Here is a 14107-nt window from a genome sequence, read left to right as displayed (position 1 = left end):
CAATGGCGCCCTATCAGTTCATCGAACGCCCAACCCCTTTCAGCTCCAAGGCCGGCAGCACATTGCCGGTTTTCGCCGTCACGCCGGCCCATATCGAACAGGGCGCCATCGATCCTGTCGCTCTGGACTGGGCGAAGAAGGCGGGGTTCAAGGCGGAGGCCGGCGCCATCCTCCTGGTTCCTTCCGCCGATGGTTCGCTGGGCGGCGTGCTTCTCGGCCTTGGCGGCAATCCCTCGGAAATCCCCTTCATCACCGGGAAACTTGCCCGTGAGCTGCCGGAAGGCGAGTGGCACATCGAGACCGCACCACTGACGGCCAATCGCCTCGCTCTCGGTTTCGGTCTCGGCAGCTACCGCTTCGACAAATACAAGACCACCAAGACGAACGGGGCAAAGCTCCTTATTCCGCAGGACGCGGAAGACGGCGAGATCAAGCGCGTTCTGGCCGGCGTTTTCCTTGCGCGCGACCTCATCAATGTTCCGGCCAATGATATGGGACCGGATGAGCTTGAGATTGCCTTCCGCGCGCTTGCCGCCCATTACAAGGCGAAAGTGAAGGTCACCACCGGTGATGATCTGCTCAAGGAAAACTTACCGCTGATCCATGCTGTCGGCCGGGCCAGCGAAAGCGCGCCGCGGCTTCTGGAGATGAACTGGGGCAAGAAGGGCAATCCGCGCCTCACTCTCGTCGGCAAGGGCGTCTGCTTCGATACAGGCGGCCTCGATATCAAACCCGCCGCTTCCATGGCGCTGATGAAGAAGGATATGGGAGGTGCGGCCAATGTGCTCGGCCTTGCGCTGATGATCATGGATGCGAAGCTGCCGGTCGATCTTCGCGTTCTCGTGCCCGCGGTCGAAAACTCCATCTCCTCCAATGCCTTCCGCCCCGGCGATATCTACCGCAGCCGCAAGGGGCTGACGGTGCAGATCGACAATACCGACGCTGAAGGCCGTCTTGTTCTGGCGGATGCGCTGGCCTATGCGGACGAAGATGCGCCGGACCTGATGATCGACATGGCGACGCTGACTGGCGCTGCCCGCGTCGCGCTCGGCCCGGATCTGCCGCCATTCTACACCGATGACGAGGATCTGGCGCATGATATCGCGGAAGCCAGCATCGACACGGACGATCCGCTGTGGCGCATGCCGCTCTATATGGGCTACGACAAGGATATCCGCTCACGCGCAGCCGATATCACCAACGCGCCTTCGGGCGGCATGGGCGGATCGATCACCGCCGCCCTGTTCCTGAAGCGTTTCGTCACCAATACCAGGCGCTGGGCGCATTTCGATATTTACGGCTGGTCTCTGAGCGAGAGGCATCACTCATCGATCGGCGGGGAGGCGCAGGGTATCCGCGCACTCTTCCATTACATCGCACACCAGTTCGCGAAGTAATCTGCTGATAAGTTCAGGCTTCCACGGGCGCTTCCTCAACCGGAGCGCCCGTTCTCAATTTAGAGCATTTCCGGACGGAAAACCGGGATCCAATTTTCCTGGAAAAGCCTTAAACCAGAACCTTCTGTTCCTTGTGGTCTTCTTCGCCGAAGAACTTCAGGTAACGCTCCACTTCGGCCGGGTCGCCGGTGGCCTTTTGCGGATTGTCCGAGAGCTTCACCGCCGGCCGGCCATTGGCGTCGCTCACCTTGCAAACGATGGAAATCGGCTTGAGGCTGGCGATGGTTTTTGGCGCGCAACCGGCAAAATCATTGGTGAGGTTGGTGCCCCAGCCGAAGCTCATGCGAACCCGGCCTTCGAAGTGCCTGTAGGTATCGATGATGGCGTCGACATCGAGACCGTCAGAGAAGATCAACATCTTCTTGCGCGGATCGCGGCCCATCTTCTGCCACCACTCGATGATCTTTTCGCCGCCTTCAATCGGCGGCGCGCTGTCGGGACGGAAACCCGTCCAGTCTGCCACCCATTCCGGCGCGTTGCGCAGGAATGCCGCCGTGCCGAAGGCATCCGGCAGCACGATCAGCAGGTTGCCGCCATAAAGCCGGTTCCAGTCCTTCAGAACCTGATAGGGTGCTGCAGCCAGTTCCTCATCCGTCTGCGCCAGCGCCGCGACGACCATCGGCAGTTCATGCGCGTTCGTGCCCACGGCTTCGAGATCGGAATCCATGGCGAGCAGGACGTTACTCGTACCGGTAAAGGCAGGCCCGATGCCTTCCTTCAGCGCTTCGACGCACCAGCGTTGCCAAAGGAAGCTGTGGCGGCGGCGGGTGCCGAAATCGGAAATGCGCAGGCCCGGCAGTTCCCGCAGCCGCTCGACCTTCTCCCACATCTTGGCCTTTGCGCGGGCATAAAGCACATCGAGCGTGAAATAACCGAGCGAGCGCATGGCGCTGCGCGAGCGCAACTCGTTGATGATGGCGAGCGCCGGGATTTCCCAGAGCGTCGTATCCATCCAGCGGCCATGAAAATTCAGCTCATACTGCCCGTCGCGCTTGAAAAGCTCGTATTCCGGCAATTGATAGCTTGAAAGCCAGGAGAGGAATTCCGGCTCGAAAATCTGCGAGCGGCCGTAAAATGTGTTACCCGCAAGCCAGATGTTTTCCTTCTTGGAAAGACGCAGGGTGCGTGCATGATCGAGCTGTTCGCGCAGCTCCATCTCGTCGATCTCTTCCGCCAGCCGCACCGTTTTCGTGCGGTTGATCAGCGAAAACGTCGCGTCGACTTCCGGATAGAGTTTCCAGATCATCTGCAACATCAACAGCTTGTAGAAATCCGTATCGATCAGGCTGCGGACGATAGGGTCGAGTTTCCAGGTATGATTATGGACACGGGTGGCTATATCGGTCTTCGTCATACTCGCATTCCCCAATATCGGCCAAAGGTCAGAATAGCCGATGTCACTCCGCACCCCGGCAGGTATCAACCTGTCATGCGGAAGATTTATCTGAAAAAGCGACAACAAGTCCAGAGCACCGGCCAGGCAAATGCCCGCCGCCACCGCCCGCGCATCGATTTTCCGAAGACCGCAATGGGGTTTTCGGTCCGCTGCTGGAGCGATGCCTCCTCAGAAGGTCGGGTCTACAGGGTTTATGCCGGGATACCAGTCCTTGGAAACCGGATTTCTGCCGCCGAAGCTGGAAATTCCGTTTTCATCGGTGCAACGGTAACCCTGAACGGGAAGTCCACGGCTGCCGAAAACATTCCGGTAGGGGCCGCGCGAATATCCGGTCGAGCCAAGTGCGCTGTGGCAATTGTAACGGACCTTTGGCTGCAGCGTGCGCGGATCCTTGACGCCGGGCAGATTTGCATAGGCATCCGGCGCGGGGGCAAAACCGTTCTGGAAAACAGTCTGCGCCTGCGCTGACGCGCTCAGCAAAACCGCCGTGAGGATCGCTGCCAATCGTGTCGCCGTTCTTGTCTTCATCGATGCCGGTCCCGAACCATCATCCAACCGATGTAGGCTGTCGGCGGCTCTCGCACAAAGGGCCGCACAGGCACAATTTCGTGAAAGCCGCCTTTTCAGTCTTCAAGGCGGCGGAAAGCCGTCGGCTTTTCGTAAAGCCAGCCGATGCGCTCGATGGCCGCATCGAGGTTTTCGCGTGCGACATTCATCGTATGGCCATTGGCATGCAGCAGCGTTTCCTCGTTTTCCATGAGGCCGACATGGCCCTTCCAGAAGACGAGATCGCCGCGGCGCAATTCATCCCGCTCTATTTCCACCCCGAGCGACTTCACCTGCATGTCGGTATCGCGCAGAACCCGCCGGCCCGTCATGGCCATGGAAAGCTGCACGAGGCCGGAACAATCGATGCCGAAACCGGAACGGCCGCCCCAGAGATAGGGGGTCTCGATAAAGCGCAGCGCCACCGCCACATAGTCCTCCTCAAGCGCCGCATCGACGGCGCGGCAATGGGCGGCGATGATGCCTTCGCCTTTTTCGGTCAGCAGGTAACGGGTGCCGCGTGTCTCCGCCTCACCGACGATGCGAATGAGACTGCCCATGGACAGCGCTGCGACCGGCGGTTTGCGCAATTCAGCGGCTGGATAGAGAAAAGTGCGCGGTGCAATCACCCGATGGGTGGCGACAACGACATCGCCGATCGCCGTTTCCGGCACATAGCCGGCATAACCATCCGCATCCGCCTGCACCCATGCCCAGCCGTTCGCCCTGTCGAAAACACGGATGGTTTCGCCAGACAGCAGCTCGGTATCAATGCCGGCGGCAAGGTCCGGCGTGGGCCTCAGGCCAACAACCGGCACCGCGATCTGCGCGGGCGAGCCGCTGACAAAACGTTCGGCCTGCACCACGCCCTGCAGCTTTTCATCGGCGAGATCGGAGCGGAAGACATTCAGGCGGCGGTCGAGCATCATGGGTTTCACATCCAGAGGTTAGATCTTGCGTGCCTGATCAATAATCAGATCGCCGAATTTTTCCAGATAAAGCGCACCGGCCACGGTGCGTTTTATCACGACATTGCGCTTGTCCCGCTCATCCCGAACCCGATCGACCAATCCAAGAGCACCGAGACTGTCGAGGGCGCGGGTAATAACCGGTTTGGTCACGCCCAGCATGGCGGCGAGGCCCCGCACGGTGTGCGGCGGCGGCACAAGATAAATCTGCAGCAGGATGGCGGTTTGACGCAAGGTCAAATCCGGCTGATCGTCAATGACCTGCGCCGTGGATACACGATGCCAGAGACCCAGGGCCTCCGTGGGCGACAATTGTGCAGGCAAACCGTGACCCTTCCAGTCGTTGTCTTATCGTTTTCATTCAACCGAACGGAAAACTCAAGAACCATCCCGCACAAACAGAACCGCCGCACGGCGCAGATCAGAAAGATCGCGCGGCGCGGCGGTATTTGTTGACCCGTTTTCGAGCCATCATGTCCCCTCTGGACTTGCAGAGTGAGATGCAGGAAGCGTGCCAGTTTTGATGCAACGCGCAAATACTCGTAAAAACAGCTACTTAAGGCAAAAAATCCGCCTTTTGGTGAAATTTTTCGCAAAGGATAAACAGCAACAAAAACAGGCAAAAAATAATTCAATGCTTAAAAACTGCCTTCCGCCGCGACAGCGGAAGGCATGGGTAATTGCGGATCAGATCTCCGCGCCGCGCGCGGCATCGACCGCATCGGCATTCTGTCGCCGGTTATAGCGGATCGACGACCAGAGAGAGATGCCGATCAGGCCCGCGCCGCCAAGGCCCGTGATGACCTCCGGTATATGCACCATGGTCTGCACGTACATGATGACGGACAGGATGAGGATTGCATAAAAGGCGCCGTGCTCCAGATAGCGATATTCGGCCAGGGTTCCCTTCTCGACCAGCATGATGGTCATCGAACGCACATACATGGCGCCGATGCCGAGGCCGATGGCGATGATGAAGAGGTTCTGCGTCAACGCGAAAGCGCCGATAACGCCGTCGAAGGAGAAGCTGGCATCCAGCACTTCGAGATAAAGAAACGCACCGAAGCCGCCTTTCGCCGCGCCTTCCAGCATTTCCTGGCTGCGGTCGAGAATACCACCGACGACTTCCACCAGCAGGAAGGTCAAAAGACCCCAGATCGCCGAATGGAAGAAGGTGTTGGCCGCGACCGGACCAAGTTCCGGATTGTCGCTAGCACCGATGATGCGGGAAAAGATCAGCATGACGACCAGCACGAAGGCAATCTCGATCCCCTTGACGGAGGAATAGGTTGCAGCCTTTTCCTCGATCCAGCGTACCCAGTGCACGTCCTTTTCATGGTCGAAGAAGAAGTTGAGACCGACCATCATCAGGAAGGTGCCGCCGAAAGCCGCAATCGGCAGATGGGCGTCACGCATGATTTCCGCATAACGTTCCGGCTGCGTGGCCGCCATCACGATTGCCGTCCACGGGCCGACATTGGCCGCGACGACCACGATGAGCAGCGGGAAGACGATACGCATGCCGAAAACGGCAATCAGGATACCCCAGGTCAGGAAGCGGTGCTGCCAGACCGGTGTCATATCCTTCAGCTTGTTGGCGTTAACGATGGCGTTGTCGAAGGAAAGCGAGATTTCCAGCACCGCCAGCACGACGCAGATGAAGAAGATCGTCGCCGTGCCGCCGACCGTTCCGGTCATTTCCCAACCGAGATAACCGCCGAGGATCAAACCGACCACGGTGACGATAAAGGCCCACTTGAAGTAGGTAAGGGTGTTTTTCTGGGCAGCGCTCATGTCCGGTCGCCTCCCATAACGAGGGCGTTCACGGACCGACGCAGGGCGTCAGGCCGCACGCAGAAAGCACGCGCGCGAAGCACATTCAGGTTTTTCATAGTTTTTAATCCGCCGGCCAATTTTTGCAGGCGGTACCGACATCGCGAGAGCGCCGTAAAACTCTCGCCAGAGGGGCCCGGCACCTTTGTTTCCTCTGCCGTTGCGAGACAAATCATCGCAGGGCTCTTTCTTACTCCCCGAAGATCACGCCTTCGTCAAGTCCCGTGATCGTGATCAAAGCCCTGAGAAAGATCAAACCTGCTCCGCAGCCAGGTCTTCAGCGGTTTCGCGGCGGCGTTTGAGAGTATTTTCGCGGAAGAAGATATAAAGGCCGGAAAGAACGATCAGACCCGCGCCGACGACGATACTCGTCTGCGGCACATCGCCGAAGAACAGCCAGCCGAAAATCACCGCCCAGAGCAACAGCGTATATTGCAGCGGCGCGACGGTGGCGGCATCGGCGAGTTTAAGCGCCCGGTTGACCAGCACATGCGCCGTCATGGCGACGACGCCGAGCAGACCGAGGAAGGCGAGATCGAAACTGGACTGAACCGGCAGCCATCCCGATGGCGTGAGGAATACCGCGACAATGCCCGCAAGCGCCGCACCGATGATCTGCCAGAAGGCAAGCACCGTATCCGGCGTATTGCGCAGCTGACGGCCGGATAACATCATGAAAGCGAAAGCGGCGCTGCCGAGGATCGAAAACAATGCTGCGGAGGTAAGGCTTGCCGAACTGGGTTTGAGCGCGATGAGAACGCCGACAAAACCGATGGCGATGGCAGTCCAGCGACGCCAGCCCACTTTTTCTCCGAGCAGAAACGGCGAAAGCGCCGCCACATAGATGGGGGCGGCCAGCCAATAGGTCATGACATCGGCGAGCGGCAGGGCCGCAACCGCGAAATAGAAACAGAAAAGCTCTGCGGTGGAGAAGAAGACGCGCGCAAACTGAAGGCCGGGACGCTCAATTCTGACAAGGCCGGAGAGGCCGGCACGCCAGACGATCGGAACGAGGATAATAAGCGCCGCCGCGCTGCGAATGAGGATCACCTGACCCTGGCTATAGGTGGCTACGAGCCATTTCCCCATGGCGTCGTTCAGTGCGAAAAGCAGCATTCCAAGCAGCATGACGGCCACGCCGAGGCCAGTCGGCGAAAGCTTACGTATCATAGACATGTCAGTTCCGATCTCTCCCAATGGCTGCATTGGTCGTCCAGCCAGCCATCCTTTGTCAAGCCCCGAACGGCCGGGTCCGAACAATTAATAGTACTAATAATATCGGCATTTGGGATGTCAGATGAAGATTCGCCGTTCTTCGGCTACGAGTTCCTGGAGAAAATCGACCACCGTTCGGACGCGGACCAGTTGACGGGCGGATTCGTGATAGGCCGTCCAGTAGGACCGGCTGATGGTGAGGTGCGGCATGATCCGCAGAAGTTCGGGATATTGCCCGGCGATGTAATTATGCAGGATGCCGATACCCGCACCGGAACGCACCGCCTCGGTCTGCCCGGTGGCGCTGGAGATTTCGAAGGCGGCGTCCCAGTCGCGCATGATCTCACCGGTAAAGTTCAGTGAAGGCGAAAAGATCAGATCCTCCACGTAGCCGATCCGCCGGTGGCGCTTCAGCGCCTCGACATCATCAGGCGTTCCATAGTCAGCCAGATAATCCGCGGAGGCATAGAGGCCCAGCGAATAATCGGTGAGCTTCGAAAACATCAGCCTGCCCTGCTCCGGCCTTTCGATGGTGATGGCGATATCGGCCTCACGCTGCGACAGGGAGAAAGAGCGCGGCACCGGCACGAGCTGGATTTTCAGATCGGGATAACGCGCCGTCAACCGGCCGAGCCGCGGCGCGAGGAAGGAAACGCCGAGACCATCCGGCGCGCCGATGCGCACCGTTCCCGCCACCGCCGTATCGACGCGGCCGAGATTGGCCTGGGCATTCAGCATTTCAGTTTCCATGCGCTCGGCCCCGGCAAGAAGGCGCTGACCTTCTTCGGTCAGCTCGCAGCCATTGGTGCTCCGCAGGAAGAGCTGCGTGCCGATGGCCGCTTCCAGTGCGGAAATGCGCCGGCTGAGGGTGGCATGGTTGACGCCAAGCTTTCTGGCCGCCGAAAGAAACTGGCCGCTTCGCGCCACGCTTAGAAACAAACGCACATCATCCCAGTTCACGGCACCCTCCTTATGTCTATTTTTGCACAATGGATGCTTATTTCAGGCGATTGATTTGTGCAAATCGAAAGGTAATGCTGCGCCATCACATTCTGGAGGAAAACCCATGAAGGAAATCGGTCATTTCATTAACGGCAAGCATGTGCCCGGCACCAGCGGCCGCACATCGAATGTCTACAACCCGGCCACCGGCGAAGTTCAGGCAACTGTCGCGCTTGCAAGCGACGCCGAACTGCGCGCCGCCGTGGAGAGCGCCAAGGCTGCACAGCCGAAATGGGCCGCCACCAACCCGCAGCGTCGCGCCCGCGTTTTCTTCAAGTTTGTCGAACTTCTGAACCGCGACATGAACGAACTGGCGGTGCTGCTCTCCAGCGAGCATGGCAAGACCGTCGAGGATTCCAAGGGCGATATCGTGCGCGGCCTTGAAGTCTGCGAATTCGTCTGCGGTATTCCGCATCTGCAGAAGGGTGAGTTCACCGAAGGCGCCGGCCCGGCCATCGACATGTACTCGATCCGCCAGCCGGTTGGCATCGGCGCGGGCATCACCCCGTTCAACTTCCCCGGCATGATCCCGATGTGGATGTTTGCGCCGGCAATTGCCTGCGGCAACGCCTTCATTCTCAAGCCTTCCGAGCGCGACCCGTCGCTGCCGATCCGTCTTGCCGAACTGATGATCGAAGCCGGTCTTCCGGCCGGCATCCTGAACGTCGTCAACGGTGACAAGGGCGCCGTCGACGCCATCCTGACCGATCCCGATATCGGCGCGGTCTCCTTCGTCGGCTCGACGCCGATCGCCCGCTATGTCTATGGCACCGCCGCCATGAACGGCAAGCGTGCGCAGTGCTTCGGCGGTGCGAAGAACCACATGATCATCATGCCGGATGCCGATCTCGACCAGGCAGTAAACGCGCTGATGGGCGCGGGTTACGGTTCGGCGGGCGAGCGCTGCATGGCTGTTTCCGTTGCGGTTCCGGTTGGTGAGGAGACGGCAAACCGTCTCGTCGAAAAGCTCATTCCGCAGATCGAAAGCCTGAGAATCGGCCCCTATACCGACGACAAGGCCGATATGGGCCCGCTCGTCACCAAGGAAGCGCAGACGCGCGTCAAGGGCCTGATCGACAGCGGCGTTGCACAGGGTGCGAAGCTTCTGGTCGATGGCCGCGACTTCAAGCTGCAGGGCTATGAAGACGGCTATTTCGTCGGCGGCTGCCTGTTCGACCACGTGACCCCTGATATGGACATCTACAAGACGGAAATCTTCGGACCCGTTCTCTCCGTCGTTCGCGCCAAGAACTACGAAGACGCGCTGGAACTGCCGATGAAGCATGAATATGGCAACGGCGTTGCGATCTATACCCGTGACGGCGATGCCGCCCGCGACTTCGCAAGCCGCGTCAATATCGGCATGATCGGCGTCAACGTTCCGATCCCAGTTCCGCTTGCCTATCACTCCTTCGGCGGCTGGAAGGCTTCGAGCTTCGGCGACCTCAACCAGCACGGGACGGATTCGATCAAGTTCTGGACGAAGACCAAGACGATCACGTCGCGCTGGCCGTCGGGTATCAAGTCGGGCGCTGAATTCGTGATGCCGACAATGAAGTAAGCGGGCAGAGCCCTCTACATTAAAAAGAGCCTCGCTGTTTTCACGGCGGGGCTTTTTTGATTAAAAGATAACTTAAAAAATCAAGTTTTTTCCTTCAAAATATTTCCACTTAAAGCTGTTATGGCGTAAGAGAACCGTGCGGCGTGGGGACGCTGCCAAACCGACGATAACGGGGAAGCCTGCAAACTCAATCTGCCCGGAGAGGGGCATATCATGAGGGACTATTATGAGTGATATCTCAGTGAGTGCGGATCAGCGCGCGCTTGAACGCGGCTCGTTCAGCGGAGATGCCAAGGAATATTTCGGAATCTGGATCGTCAATATTCTGCTGACGATCATCACCATCGGCATCTATTCCGCCTGGGCAAAGGTGCGCCGCAAGCGTTATTTCAATGGCAATACCGTGCTGGCCGGTCGTGCCTTCGGTTATCACGCCACCGGCGGGCAAATCTTCAAGGGCCGGCTGATCGCCTTTGCCTTCATCGTCGTCTCGCAGCTCGTCGGCCTCATCCATCCCTTCCTGGTTTTCGTGCCGGCAATCCTGCTGATGATCTTCTTTCCATGGCTGATCACGCGCAGCATTCGTTTCAATGCGCGGGTGACGAGTTATCGCAATGTGCGTTTTGATTTTGTCGGAACGGCATGGGGCGCTTTTGTCTCCATCCTGCTTGGCAGCCTCGTTGCGTTCTTCTCCTTCGGCATTCTGGCGCCGCTGTCCAGCCGCTGGGCGAACCGCTATATTTTCAGCAACCTGCGTTACGGCGACCGGCCCTTCAGCGCCGACCCCAGGATCGGCAAGCTGTACCGGGTATGGATCATTCCCGCGATCATGGTGGTGATCGGCGGCATCGTGGTCGGCTTTTTCGGCATTGCCGCCTTTGCGGCCAATAGCGCGATGCTCGAAGACGAGACGGCAGCCATGGCCACGGCGCTGGCTTCCCTTTATGTCGGAATTTTCGGCGCGTTTCTGGTCTATGGTCTTGCGGGTGTCGTCTATCGCACCGGCGTTCGCAATGTCGTCATCTCCTCCATGCTGCTGGACGGAAAGCACGACCTGCACAGCGATCTTCATCGCGGCCGCTACCTGTGGATCGTCATCTCCAACCTGATCGTCACCGTCTTCACGCTTGGCCTGATGCGGCCATGGGCGGCGGTGCGCGAAGCGCGTTATACCGTTGAACGCACGGCAATCCGTTTCAATGGCGATGTCGGCGAGGTTCTCTCCTCGATGGAGGCGACAGGCGCCGCCGTCAGCGCCGAATATATGGATATGGAAGGTTTCGAATTTGGTTTCTGATACCGGAGAAACCGTTGCGGGCGAGTGGCATGCCGCTCGCTCCAACCTTTCCAGCGCCGCCAGGCTGAAGCTTGGCGGCACGGTCCTTCTCGTGCTCGACGCGAAGGACAACCACGTCAGAACCCAGGCCGAGATAAAAACGGTGGAGATCAGCCACCGGGTCGGCACCATCCCCCGGGAGTTGCATTTTCCCGACGGGTCGCTGTTCGAAACCCGCGACAATGACGGCGTGGACCGGCTGCTTGGCCAGCACATTACCAAGCGTTCCGGTTTCGTGCACTGGCTTGAACAGTTCCGCCCACGACTGATCGGCATCACCGCCGCAGCCGTTCTTCTGGCTTATGGCACCTACAAGCTGGCGCTTCCGGCGCTGGTGGAACTGGCGGTCGCCGTAACGCCGCCCATCGTTCCGCAGGTCATGTCGGCCAGCACCATGCAGGCCTTCGACCAGGCGGTATTTTCTCCAAGCGAACTTCCGCAGGAAGAGCAGGACGCCATCCGCGCGGAATTTACCCGGATCGTCGCCCATGCGGAAGGTTCGCCCGAGGACTACAAGCTGAATTTCCGCAAGGGCGGTTATATCGGCCCCAATGCCTTTGCGCTTCCCGATGGCACGCTGGTATTGACGGACGAGCTGGTGGAACTCGCAGGCGACGACAGGCAGATGATCACCGGGGTTCTCGCCCATGAAATCGGCCATGTGGAATATGAACACAGCCTGCGGCAACTTTACCGCGCCGCCGGGGTTGCCGGTCTCGTCATGCTGATTGCCGGCGATGTCGGTTCGGCCATGGAAGATATTCTCACCCAGGGCGGCGGTCTTCTGGCGCTATCGCATTCACGCGATGCCGAGCGGCAGGCGGACCAGCGCTCCGTCGAACTGATGCGCAAGGCCGGGCTCGACCCCACCGCCATTGAGCGCTTCTTTGCGCTGCTGGAGGAAAAGCTGGGCGACAAGGACGGCACCAGTATCGTGTCCACCCATCCCGGAACGCCGGAAAGGCGCAAGGCCATTCTCGATTACAACGCTTCCCTGGACAACCAGCCGGCGGGTAACTGACCCGCCGGTATCGCAACTCTCAGAGTTCGATCAAAAGCCAGCTCAATTGGTGGGGCCGTCGTTGAAACCCACTTCATCAACCAGTTCGGACGCCTGCTTGCGATGGGCCGCTATGTCCGTCAGCGGCAGCTTGTCCGGATTGATGGGGCCGAAGCCCTTCACGACATCGGATGGCTCCGCGCCGGGCAGCACCGGATATTCGAAGACCTGCTTGGCGTAGATTTCCTGCGCCTCGCGCGAGGCCAGGAATTCCATCAGCTTCAGCGCATTGTCTTTGTTGGGGGCATATTTCGTCAGCGCCATGCCGGAGATATTTACATGCGTGCCGCGATCGCCCGCATTGGGGAAGATCACCCGCACCGATCCGGCCCATTCCTTTTCTTCCGGCTCGCGATCATTGGTCAGCATCAGGCCGACGTAATAGGTGTTGCCGAGCGCAATATCGCATTCACCGGAAAAGATCGATTTCGCCTGGCTGCGGTCGGTTCCGTCAGGCTTGCGAGCAAGATTGTTCTTCAGGCCGGTCAGCCATGTGCGGGTATAATCGACGCCGTGATGGGCGATCATCGAGGCGATCAGCGCGATATTATAGGAATGCTGGCCGTCGCGAATGCAGATCTTGCCCTTCCATTTCGGATCGGCAAGCTCCTCATAGGTAATGTCCTTCTGGGTCACCCGCTCCTTCGACGCATAGACCACCCGGCCGCGCGTGGTGAGACCAAACCATTCGCCCTCGGGATCGCGCAGATTGGCGGGGATATCCTTTTCGATGACGGGATCGTTGAGGACCGGCTGGGTAACCTTGCCCTCCTTCGCCTCGACGAGACGGGCGATATCAACCGTCAGCAGCACATCGGCGGGCGAATTGACGCCCTCGGCCTGAATGCGTTCCACCAGCCCCTTGTCGAGAAAAAGCACATTCGCCTCTATCCCGGTTTCCTTCGTGAAAGCATCGAGCAGCGGCTGGATCAATTCAGGCTGGCGATAGGAATAGACGTTAACCTCCCCCTCTGCCAAAGCGACGGGCGCGGCGACAAGGATCGTCAGCCCTGAAAAAACGGCAGCGGAAAAGTATGATTTCAAGCTTGCCATTATGAATGCCTCCATTACATTCCGATTCTTGACTTGTTTGTTCATGAATCATCCGGACGGTCAACAAGGCTGTTCGAGAAATATCGGATGGGTGCCAGTTTTTTCAGTTTCTGGAATTGTTCTAAACTGAAAAAGAGACTATATAACTCCACATTGAGAGTTAGGAGACCAGCATGCGCTTGACCAAACAGACCAACTATGCCGTTCGCATGTTGATGTATTGCGCCGCCAATGAAGGCCATCTGAGCCGCATTCCTGAGATCGCCAGAGCCTATGGCGTTTCGGAGCTGTTCCTGTTCAAAATCCTGCAGCCGCTCAACAAGGCGGGTCTGGTGGAAACCGTGCGTGGTCGCAACGGCGGCGTGCGCCTTGGCAAACCCGCCGAAAAGATCAGCCTGTTCGACGTGGTGAAAGTGACGGAAGACAGCTTCGCCATGGCGGAATGCTTCGAGGACGGTGCTGTGGAGTGTCCGCTTGTAGATAGCTGCGGCCTCAATTCGGCGCTCCGCAAGGCGCTCAATGCCTTTTTCGACGTTCTGGCGGAATATTCGATCGACGATCTCGTCAAGGCCCGGCCTCAGATCAACTTCCTGCTGGGCCTCGATACGGAAATGCCGAAGATCGCCGCCCTTCCGGCTGCCTGATCAGCCCATTGCCGCATCGGCAATTGCCATAGCCCG

At 58.9% G+C, this 14107-nt stretch carries 13 protein-coding genes; 5 read left to right on the top strand and 8 right to left on the bottom strand.

Annotated elements, in window-relative coordinates:
• Nucleotides 1–2: 2 nt before the first annotated feature.
• Nucleotides 3–1397, top strand: a complete 1395-nt coding sequence (locus FGF54_RS14440) for a M17 family metallopeptidase (RefSeq protein WP_035264577.1) — start codon at nt 3–5, stop codon at nt 1395–1397.
• Between the two features lie 109 nt (nt 1398–1506).
• Here the strand turns inward: FGF54_RS14440 and pncB are convergent, their stop codons facing one another.
• The 7 genes from pncB to FGF54_RS14405 form a co-directional block, all read right to left on the bottom strand.
• Complete coding sequence (pncB, locus tag FGF54_RS14435; RefSeq protein ID WP_065654709.1) at nt 1507–2811, bottom strand: nicotinate phosphoribosyltransferase; 1305 nt, start codon at nt 2809–2811, stop codon at nt 1507–1509.
• Nucleotides 2812–3021: 210 nt separating this feature from the next.
• The gene (locus FGF54_RS14430) at nt 3022–3381 is read right to left on the bottom strand and encodes a hypothetical protein (protein WP_031233696.1); all 360 of its coding nucleotides are present in this window, start codon (nt 3379–3381) and stop codon (nt 3022–3024) included.
• A gap of 95 nt (nt 3382–3476) precedes the next feature.
• Nucleotides 3477–4328 carry a C40 family peptidase gene (locus FGF54_RS14425; RefSeq protein ID WP_142780019.1) on the bottom strand — a complete coding sequence of 284 codons (852 nt, stop codon included), beginning with the start codon at nt 4326–4328 and terminating at the stop codon, nt 3477–3479.
• Between the two features lie 18 nt (nt 4329–4346).
• A complete protein-coding gene (locus tag FGF54_RS14420) occupies nt 4347–4691 on the bottom strand; it encodes a MarR family winged helix-turn-helix transcriptional regulator (RefSeq protein WP_003524457.1) in 345 nt (114 codons plus the stop codon).
• Nucleotides 4692–5054: 363 nt separating this feature from the next.
• The gene (locus FGF54_RS14415) at nt 5055–6161 is read right to left on the bottom strand and encodes a DUF475 domain-containing protein (RefSeq protein ID WP_080818286.1); all 1107 of its coding nucleotides are present in this window, start codon (nt 6159–6161) and stop codon (nt 5055–5057) included.
• Between the two features lie 291 nt (nt 6162–6452).
• Complete coding sequence (locus tag FGF54_RS14410; protein WP_121490394.1) at nt 6453–7370, bottom strand: DMT family transporter; 918 nt, start codon at nt 7368–7370, stop codon at nt 6453–6455.
• A 123-nt stretch (nt 7371–7493) separates the two neighbouring features.
• The gene (locus tag FGF54_RS14405; RefSeq protein ID WP_142780018.1) at nt 7494–8375 is read right to left on the bottom strand and encodes a LysR family transcriptional regulator; all 882 of its coding nucleotides are present in this window, start codon (nt 8373–8375) and stop codon (nt 7494–7496) included.
• A 106-nt stretch (nt 8376–8481) separates the two neighbouring features.
• Here FGF54_RS14405 and FGF54_RS14400 point away from each other — a divergent pair, with 106 nt between their 5' ends.
• The 3 genes from FGF54_RS14400 (at nt 8482) to FGF54_RS14390 (ending at nt 12335) form a co-directional block, all read left to right on the top strand.
• Entirely contained in the window at nt 8482–9978 is a 1497-nt protein-coding gene (locus FGF54_RS14400) for a CoA-acylating methylmalonate-semialdehyde dehydrogenase (RefSeq protein ID WP_003524451.1), read from the top strand.
• A 226-nt stretch (nt 9979–10204) separates the two neighbouring features.
• Nucleotides 10205–11275 (top strand): YjgN family protein, encoded by a 1071-nt coding sequence (locus tag FGF54_RS14395; RefSeq protein WP_142780017.1) that lies wholly within the window; start codon nt 10205–10207, stop codon nt 11273–11275.
• Nucleotides 11265–12335, top strand: coding sequence for a M48 family metallopeptidase (locus tag FGF54_RS14390; protein WP_142780016.1), 1071 nt, complete (start codon nt 11265–11267; stop codon nt 12333–12335). The genes FGF54_RS14395 and FGF54_RS14390 overlap by 11 nt, the downstream gene beginning before the upstream one ends.
• Before the next feature lie 42 nt (nt 12336–12377).
• Here FGF54_RS14390 and FGF54_RS14385 read toward each other — a convergent pair whose 3' ends face one another.
• The gene (locus FGF54_RS14385; protein ID WP_035264601.1) at nt 12378–13427 is read right to left on the bottom strand and encodes a Fe(3+) ABC transporter substrate-binding protein; all 1050 of its coding nucleotides are present in this window, start codon (nt 13425–13427) and stop codon (nt 12378–12380) included.
• A 173-nt stretch (nt 13428–13600) separates the two neighbouring features.
• Here FGF54_RS14385 and rirA point away from each other — a divergent pair, with 173 nt between their 5' ends.
• A complete protein-coding gene (rirA, locus tag FGF54_RS14380) occupies nt 13601–14071 on the top strand; it encodes an iron-responsive transcriptional regulator RirA (protein ID WP_035264574.1) in 471 nt (156 codons plus the stop codon).
• Nucleotides 14072–14107 lie beyond the last annotated feature (36 nt).

The sequence above is a fragment of the Agrobacterium sp. T29 genome, assembly GCF_006970545.1.
Taxonomy (GTDB): Bacteria; Pseudomonadota; Alphaproteobacteria; order Rhizobiales; family Rhizobiaceae; genus Agrobacterium; species Agrobacterium leguminum.
The sequence above is the reverse complement of the archived record's forward strand: the minus strand, read 5'-3'. Positions and strand labels throughout refer to the sequence as shown.